General features: G+C 27.9%; 7 protein-coding genes. 1 reads left to right on the forward strand and 6 read right to left on the reverse strand.

Going from position 1 to position 7728, the window contains the following annotated elements; translation table 11 throughout:
* On the forward strand, nt 1-300 hold a 300-nt coding region (locus tag B3792_RS03765), incomplete at its 5' end, for a transposase (RefSeq protein ID WP_291068933.1).
* A gap of 20 nt (nt 301-320) precedes the next feature.
* Here B3792_RS03765 and B3792_RS03770 read toward each other — a convergent pair.
* From B3792_RS03770 to B3792_RS03795, 6 genes are all read right to left on the reverse strand, one after another.
* Nucleotides 321-2597: a hypothetical protein gene (locus B3792_RS03770; RefSeq protein WP_221856471.1), complete on the reverse strand. Its 2277-nt coding sequence runs from the start codon at nt 2595-2597 to the stop codon at nt 321-323.
* Nucleotides 2598-2846: 249 nt separating this feature from the next.
* Nucleotides 2847-3512, reverse strand: a complete 666-nt coding sequence (locus B3792_RS03775) for an HNH endonuclease (protein WP_291068935.1) — start codon at nt 3510-3512, stop codon at nt 2847-2849.
* 10 nt (nt 3513-3522) lie between these two features.
* Nucleotides 3523-4755 (reverse strand): AAA family ATPase, encoded by a 1233-nt coding sequence (locus B3792_RS03780; RefSeq protein ID WP_291068937.1) that lies wholly within the window; start codon nt 4753-4755, stop codon nt 3523-3525.
* 489 nt (nt 4756-5244) lie between these two features.
* Nucleotides 5245-5733 (reverse strand): DUF6265 family protein, encoded by a 489-nt coding sequence (locus tag B3792_RS03785; RefSeq protein WP_291068939.1) that lies wholly within the window; start codon nt 5731-5733, stop codon nt 5245-5247.
* A gap of 753 nt (nt 5734-6486) precedes the next feature.
* Nucleotides 6487-7383, reverse strand: coding sequence for an IS3 family transposase (locus tag B3792_RS03790; RefSeq protein ID WP_114998210.1), 897 nt, complete (start codon nt 7381-7383; stop codon nt 6487-6489).
* Between the two features lie 20 nt (nt 7384-7403).
* Nucleotides 7404-7670: a transposase gene (locus B3792_RS03795; RefSeq protein WP_114998212.1), complete on the reverse strand. Its 267-nt coding sequence runs from the start codon at nt 7668-7670 to the stop codon at nt 7404-7406.
* Between the last annotated feature and the right edge of the window lie 58 nt (nt 7671-7728).

Below are 7728 nucleotides of genomic sequence, written 5' to 3' on the forward strand. Positions count from 1 at the left end.
TCGCAAACAATTCAAATTGACTTATTTAATGAAGTTAATATACGATTAGAAACACCGAAAAGATCGAATCAAAAAGATTACAAACCTCAGTTTTATACATTCAAAAAGTATCGAAAAAGAATTGAAACTTTATTTTCTCAACTATGCGATCAATTTATGATTAGAAGAAATTATGCAAAAACTTTTGAGGGGTTTAAAACCAGAATTCTAGCTAAAATTACTGCACTAACAGTGATTCAGTACATTAATAAAACATACTTTAATCGAAATATTAACAACCTAAAAATTCAAATCATTTAAAATGCACAACGGGTATAGTTTTATATTCTATTAATCTCATTGTAATATTCAAAGCAAGCATAAATCATCATAACTAAACAGCTTGTTTTTGTTTCAATAATTTCACCTTCAGTCCAATCTGTTGCATTGTGAGTATCTAGATTCCTATTATTATAAGCTCTAGAACAATGCTTGCCGAATTCATATATTGATGCTGTTCTTAAATCTTTATATCTGTTATCTCTTTTGTCAACTTTAGCTAATCTTTCCAATACCACTCCAAATCCTTTATTGTGATTGTCTACATATTGATAATCTGGATTGTGAAAATAATAAAGTAATATCTTGAAAAATGATTCTTGACTAGTTACTATTTGTTTTAAAAAATTTAATTTATCATTTCGGTCACTAGATTCAACATAATATTTGTATAAAGTCGGAAGTATCCTATCTGCTAATCCATTAAATTGGCTAATTTCAACAGGCAAATCTTTTGTCAGAATTTTAAAGAATGCATCTAGTGCTTCCTCCAAAGAGTTCGAATAATTAGGTTGTGATGATGAGTTAAATATAGGTTCAAGTTCTCGTATTAAAATTTTCTTTAGTTCATTCCATTTATATTTGACTGTTATCTGATTTCTAGAGTCTTGATTATTAGTTTTCAAACCAACAAAAATCTTTTCATTTAGTTGAATCTTATTGAATACTAGAGGATTTTGGCTAATAGCCTTATAAATATCCATTCTACTAAAATCAGTTTCGGTAGTGGTGATTAGTTTTACTAAATCACGAAGATATATTACCTCTGAATTATCACTTCCCAAGTATCTTTTTACAACTTCCACAGTTTTTTCAGCCTTGAGCTGGGTACTTTTTTTGTTATTTACAATTCTAGATTTTACAATATCATTTTTATATTTATACTCCCATTCTGAAAGGATAAACTTCTTACCTTTAACTTTCTTAAATTTCTCTTTGTAGTTTCTCAAATTTGAACTAACAGATCTTTCAGAAACATCTACTCTGGAATACTCCGAATGAATATGATTCAAAATTTCTCTTTCTGATAATGGTTTGTCATGTATTCTGAATGATTTTAAAATCAAGTCTATTTGACTATCAACATTTGGATCTAATATGGCTAATGTCCAATTTCCAGTTTTTCCTAATGGAACTACATTTTCATCTTTCTTAAGAGTTTGTTTTAATGTTTGTAAAGTTATTGCTTGATCTACCTGAACTAATCTTTGATTAATTAAATGAAGTAATTCGTTATATGAAAGTGTTTTTTTCTTTTCATATAATAATCTAAAGGTATAATCATTTATTGAAGATAATTTTTCAAATTTCATCTGATATGTCAAAGTATCGGTTTTCTCAATTTCGTAGATAGTATCACAACAAAGTTGTATAAATTCATCAGAAACATCAAATTCCTCTAAAACTTCAATAATAATATCTTCTAATGTTGTTGGTATAACTCGTTTTTCAAGAAAAGTATAGATTTTGGTACTTACATTCAGAAACAACTCTGAATCAATACTATTAGAAAGATAAATTTGATTATTTCTTAAATAATGATGTCTTGAAGTTTTAACCTTATTATAGCCCCAGATTTTAAAAAGCAAATCAAAGAACTCCCTTTTAGAGTTTAATTCTTCATTTATTCCATACTCTTTTAACCAATTTGAGATATCTTTTTCATTTAAGGCATAAGTACCAGCAATATCTTTTTTAAAAGAGTGTAGAAGCTCTAATGCATTTTTATTTATTCTTAAATTCCAAGATTCTAAGAATTCATCGTTTAGAAGAGATGATATATCTCTATAAAATATATCTACAATGATTTGTCTTACTCTCTCTGAATTAATCCTATGCCTTACGCCAATCTGTTCACGAGTATATATCTTTGAATTAATACCAAAATATTTTTGAATTATATCAACATTTCTGAGTTGCTTTTCTTTTGCTTTTTTTGATTTATGATTAAAGTCCTTAGTAATTTTCAAATAGTCTAAAATAATTGATGAAAAGATTACTATAAATGAACTTTCTTCCGAATAGTTTATCGGTAATTCTTTAGGAAGAGTTGATTTATATATATCAATAATCTCTTCTGGTGAAGTTTCTATTTTTTCCTTAAATACTAAAAAGAGTTCACAGACTTTTTTGCCAACATATGGAAATTTTTGAAATGCATTTAATTCTATTTTTTTTACATCTCCAACTGTTTTGATGTTATTCTGCTCAAACTTTGAATAAAGCATATTCGGTATTATTTCAGAAATATTATAAAGAGCTATTGAGTTTAATTCCAAAGTTTCTGTTTTTAAATTGCATACAACATTGATTTTTTAATGAAATAAAATATAGCTTATACAACTATATCTACTTTTCGTAAAATGCAATCTCAAATATACAAACAAAACTACATTGCATACCTTATTGTGTAAAATAAAAAAACCTCCTTAAAATCGCTTCTAATGAGGTTATTATTTATACTATTTTGTGTTCTTGTGCCTAAAATAGGAGTTGTGCAACAGTTACCGATGTTAGGTGCAGGCTTTTTAATCAAAATACTGTTCAAAGTCATCTTTTCTCATTTGATTGTCTAAAATTATCCATCTTTTGAAAGCTGAAAAATTCGAACCACGACTTAAATGTTCGATAATTTTTAGTTTGGAAAAGTTCTTGACTTCTGGCGTATTGGCTTTATAATATTCGCATAACCACTTTTGAAAGTCTTTTATTTCTTCAAGTAGTTGATTGCGTAAGTTTGCTGATTCAATAGTTTTTAATTTTGTTGTACCATTATAAACCGCTTCTAAAAGTTCTTTCGTTTCCAATACTTCTGGAGTTTGTTCCAACGCTTCTATAACAACTTTTTCACAAGGAAATGGATTCATATAGTACCGTATTTTTTTATCAACAAGATGTGTTGAGTCTGTACAGTTTAAAATATTCGTGAAATTGTCCAACTTAATATTGTTACAGTGAGAACAAGACCAAAATAAATTGTTCCAATCAAATTTTAAAACTTTGGCCCCTTTATGCGGTCTAAAATGTTCTACATTAATTGAAATCGGTTCTTTATATTCACATATATAGCACTTGTTTTTAAAGTCCGATTTTATTCTGTCTAAAACGTTTGCACATTTATAATCTCCGTTTGCTTTTGCTTCCTCTACAGCTAAACAATCGGGTGCAGGTTGTGATTTTTCAAAAAACACCATATTCGATTGCTTATTGTTTATTGTTTAATTCATTTAACTCTATTTGCTGAAGCTTAACCAACAGTTCATTAGAAAGATATTTGGGACTATGGGCAAAATAATTACGAAGTTCTACTAGGTAAATATTTTCTTCTGTGGTACGTTCTGTTTTAGATGATAATAATTCAAAATCTGAAATTTTCTGTTTTAATTCATCAGAATATTTGTCAGCTTTAAAATAACTTTCTATCAGTGCATCATAAGAATACCCTGATAAATCACTAGTTACAATTTTTGATTCTAAATCACAAACTGTAGCATTTGACAAGGACGATAAAACAAAAGGAGAATGTGTTGAAACAATAAATTGAATTTTTGGAAAAAAGTCAGTTAAAAATGGAAGAATTTTTTTCTGTAAATCTACGTGAAGATGAGTTTCAATTTCGTCAATTATAACCACTCCTTCTAAATCATAAGATTTAACATCGTGAGCCTCCATTCTTAATAGTAGCTCTGTAATTATACTTATTATAGCTGAATATCCATCAGATAAAGTATTAAAATTGAATGGTTCTCCTTGATTTGTTATTATTTCAAAGTTGTAAGTTTTCCTATCAAATTTAAGTTCTAGAAAATCTACATTAAAGATTGATTTTAATCTATTTTCCAAACTTTCAAACCAAGCATCAATTTTTTCTACGGTCTCTATTTCATTATCATCTCGAGCAAATGAACGGTCAGCTTTTAGATTTACAATATATTGGATAAAATTTACATTAGCTTTTTCCTGTAAATTATATTTTTTCTTTAGTTCAATTTTATTGATTCCTTTGGGAACATTAAGATTAGTATGCCTTTTTGAATCAAAAAATGATAAGATAAAGCTTCCATTTTGTGATTTTTCAAAAATTGATTTTTTTGAACCTGAAAACTCAATTTGTGTTCCACCAAAAGAATGTATCCAGTCCTCATAATTCTTAATATTTCTCTCAAGATTTAATTTTTGTTCTTCTGAAATACTTGGGCGGGAAATTTGTTCTTTATACTTTTCTAACTGTTGTTTATTTTGTTCAAAACTTTCAAATTCTCCATTTTCAATTTTTGTTAAGTACTTTTTAATTTCTAAAAGTAAACTTGTCTTTCCGCTTCCATTTTTTCCTGTTAGAATCAAATGTTGTCTTTGAGTTTCTGAAAGTGGAATCTCAAGATCTTCAATATTTCTTGAATGTTCAACAATAATTTTATTGATGTAATTTTCTGTCATTTTTTAGCGTGTGTTTGGGTAAGCTTGCTCCTAACATAATTTTTTACGAAACTACTATAGCTTTTGTTTCGTAAAAAGCATCTGCATTTCGTAAAATTAAACTCAAATATATAAATTAATCTAATTTATAACCATTACTGTGTAAAATATTATAGAATAACAAAGGGCTTCTATGTAGAAGCCCTTTATTTATATTAATCTGATGTATTTAAGTAAAATAAAATACTCTGGAGTTAGACAAACCTAAAATTAACTCCAGAGTACTATTACTAACTTTAACCATGCCTACTGGTTAATCTTACTAATTTAGATACTTTATTTTAAACTAAACGTTTTTAATTACTTATTAGCTTTTATTTTTTTTTGTAAAATCTTCATACGTTTCTGATTTTTCATTTTCTCAATTAGTAGGTTTTACTACATAATAAATATTTAGGCAAAACAGACAAGACGAAAGCTTAGTTATTATCTGCAGGCAAAATTTGAGAGTTATTTAATTTTTTCAAATTCAAAAGGAACCTCCATTTGTTTGTTAGAAATTTTTGCTTTTATTCTTTTTCCGTCAAATGAATATTGAACTTTTTTAGGAAAGTCAATTGAGTCATTTACACAAATAAATTCGTTATTATTTTTTTTAGTCATTTTGAATTTAGTTGCCTTTTTATCATTTGGCATTTTCACAAATAAACTCCAATTTCCGTTTGATTCAATTAAATCCATTTTTTCTTGACTTATTGTATCACCGTTTTTTAATGTGAAGCCAATTCCTGAATATTCACTTTCGCTAATTTTCTTCCAATTCTCAAAAGTTTCTTTTCCAGCTTCTTCATTTAGTCTTTTCCAATTTCCAGTTAACCAATCTAAATTGTCAGTTGCCTTTTTAGATTCGATTTCGGCATTTTCGGTTTGATTACTTTTTTTGTTTTCATTACAAGATAAAACAAAGATAGTCATCATAAAAAATAGTGTTTTTTTCATATTTAGTGGTATTTGGTGATTGCTTGCAGCTAACGAGCTGTGTATTTGCGAAGAACAGGAGAGAATTTGAGCAAAAGTTCAAGTTCGTCCGTTCAAGCAAATTGCTCTTTTCTTGGAACTAAATTACATTATTATTTTAAGAAAAGCAATTTTGCGATTGGAAAAGCAAGGGTTGAAAGTTTACTTTCAGCCCGTTTTTCGCAAATACTATATTAGTGGAGGTTATTTATTCATCATTTTGTTTAATTCTTTTTCTAAGAATTGGATTAGTGGTTCTCTAAGTTTTTGTGTTGATTTTGTAAAATCTATTGTTTTTGCTCTAAAATCAGTTAGTAATACAGAAATTTGATCAAATCTATCTTCAGGGTTTTCTATATACAGATAATTAAATTTTTCAGCTAGAACTTCAAATAGCTGCTGGATTTTTATAATTCATTATCTTCTTTATAAATTGTACCTAACGCTTTTCGAATTTGCGAAACTATTATAACTTTAGTTTCATAAAAACAACTATATCTTAGTTTCGTTAAATACCTATATCTACTCTTCCGTTATATTATTCCAAACATACAACAAACTCTTAATATTAATTTACGGTTTCACGTAAAAATAAAAAACTCCCAAAAACATTTAGCGAGTTTAGATATTTTATTTTTCTAATAATCAGAACTATGCAATAGTTACTAATTTTATGTTAATTCTTTGCTATAAATACCAGTAATAGTTTTTAGCAAAATTGTACTCTTCCCTTTGTTAGGTACATTCAAAAATAGAGTTTTTATTTAATAATTGATTATTTTTATTATAATTTTGTTTGAATGTAGGAAAATCTTGTTTTTTTTCATTATTTATTTTTCCATATTTCAACAAAAAATCTCTGGGAGTAAGGTATTGTAGCGCACTATGAGGTCGCTCATTATTATACATCCACATCCAAATTTCAGCATAATTTTTCATCTGTTTGATATTCTCAAAGAGATAAACGTTTAAAAATTCTGTTCGAAAAGTTCTGTTAAATCTTTCTACTAATGAGTTTTGTGTTGGTTTTCCTGGTTGAATATATTGTAGAACAATCTGATTTGATAGACACCAAATTTTTAATTTTTCTGCAATAAATTCTGGTCCATTATCTACTCTTATTTTATCAGGTTTTCCTCGCCATTCTACAAGTTGCTTTAGCTGTGAAATGACCTTTGATGAAGGTAAACTAGTGTCAATTGTAATGGTTAAAATTTCTCTATTAAAGTCATCTATAATATTCAAACTTCTTACTTTTTTACCACACTCTAAGGTGTCGTGCATAAAATCCATACTCCAAGTTACATTTGGGTAAATTGGTCGCAATAAAGGCTCTTTTACTCTTGCTGGAAGACGTTTTTTACGTTTACTTCTAAGATTTAATTTCAGAGAGGTATATATTCTGTAAACTCGTTTATGATTCCATCCAAATCCACGATTTCTCAGCCTGTGATACATCATCCAAAATCCCCATGTGTAGTGCTGCTCTGAAAGCAAAACTAATTCTTCCCTAATTTTATCATCCTCATTATTGGGTTTCTTTTTATAAAAATAAACCGAACTGGAAATGAGGAAAACTTTACACGCCTTACGAGTACTCATTGCGTATTGTGAGCTGCAATAAGTGACCAGTTCTCGTTTCTCAGAAGGCGTTAAAGCTTTTTTGAAATCACATCTTTCATCACAACATTTTCTAGCGTTAGTTCTGCTACAATCTTTTTGTACTGAGAGAGTTCTTTCTCCATTTCCTTCATTTTAGTGAGGTGTTGAACGTCCAATCCACCATATTTACTCTTCCAATTATAAAAAGTAGGTTGACTAATTCCATGATCACGACAAATTTCATTGACCGTTTTTCCAAAATTTTGTTCAGATAAGATCTTGATAATCTGAACTTCCGAATATTTACTGTTCTTCATAGTTTTATAAATTTATAAACTATAATTATAAATGACTCTAATTTTGGGGAAGCTTACA

Source organism: Empedobacter sp. UBA5924, assembly GCF_002431085.1.
Classification (GTDB): Bacteria; Bacteroidota; Bacteroidia; order Flavobacteriales; family Weeksellaceae; genus Empedobacter; species Empedobacter falsenii_B.

Bases quoted from the DNA above. Each gene is read 5' to 3' on its own strand.
- B3792_RS03775 (WP_291068935.1), bottom strand. From the start codon at position 3,512: ATGGTGTTTTTTGAAAAATCACAACCTGCACCCGATTGTTTAGCTGTA.
- B3792_RS03795 (WP_114998212.1), bottom strand. From the start codon at position 7,670: ATGAAGAACAGTAAATATTCGGAAGTTCAGATTATCAAGATCTTATCT.
- B3792_RS03785 (WP_291068939.1), bottom strand. From the start codon at position 5,733: ATGAAAAAAACACTATTTTTTATGATGACTATCTTTGTTTTATCTTGT.
- B3792_RS03780 (WP_291068937.1), bottom strand. From the start codon at position 4,755: ATGACAGAAAATTACATCAATAAAATTATTGTTGAACATTCAAGAAAT.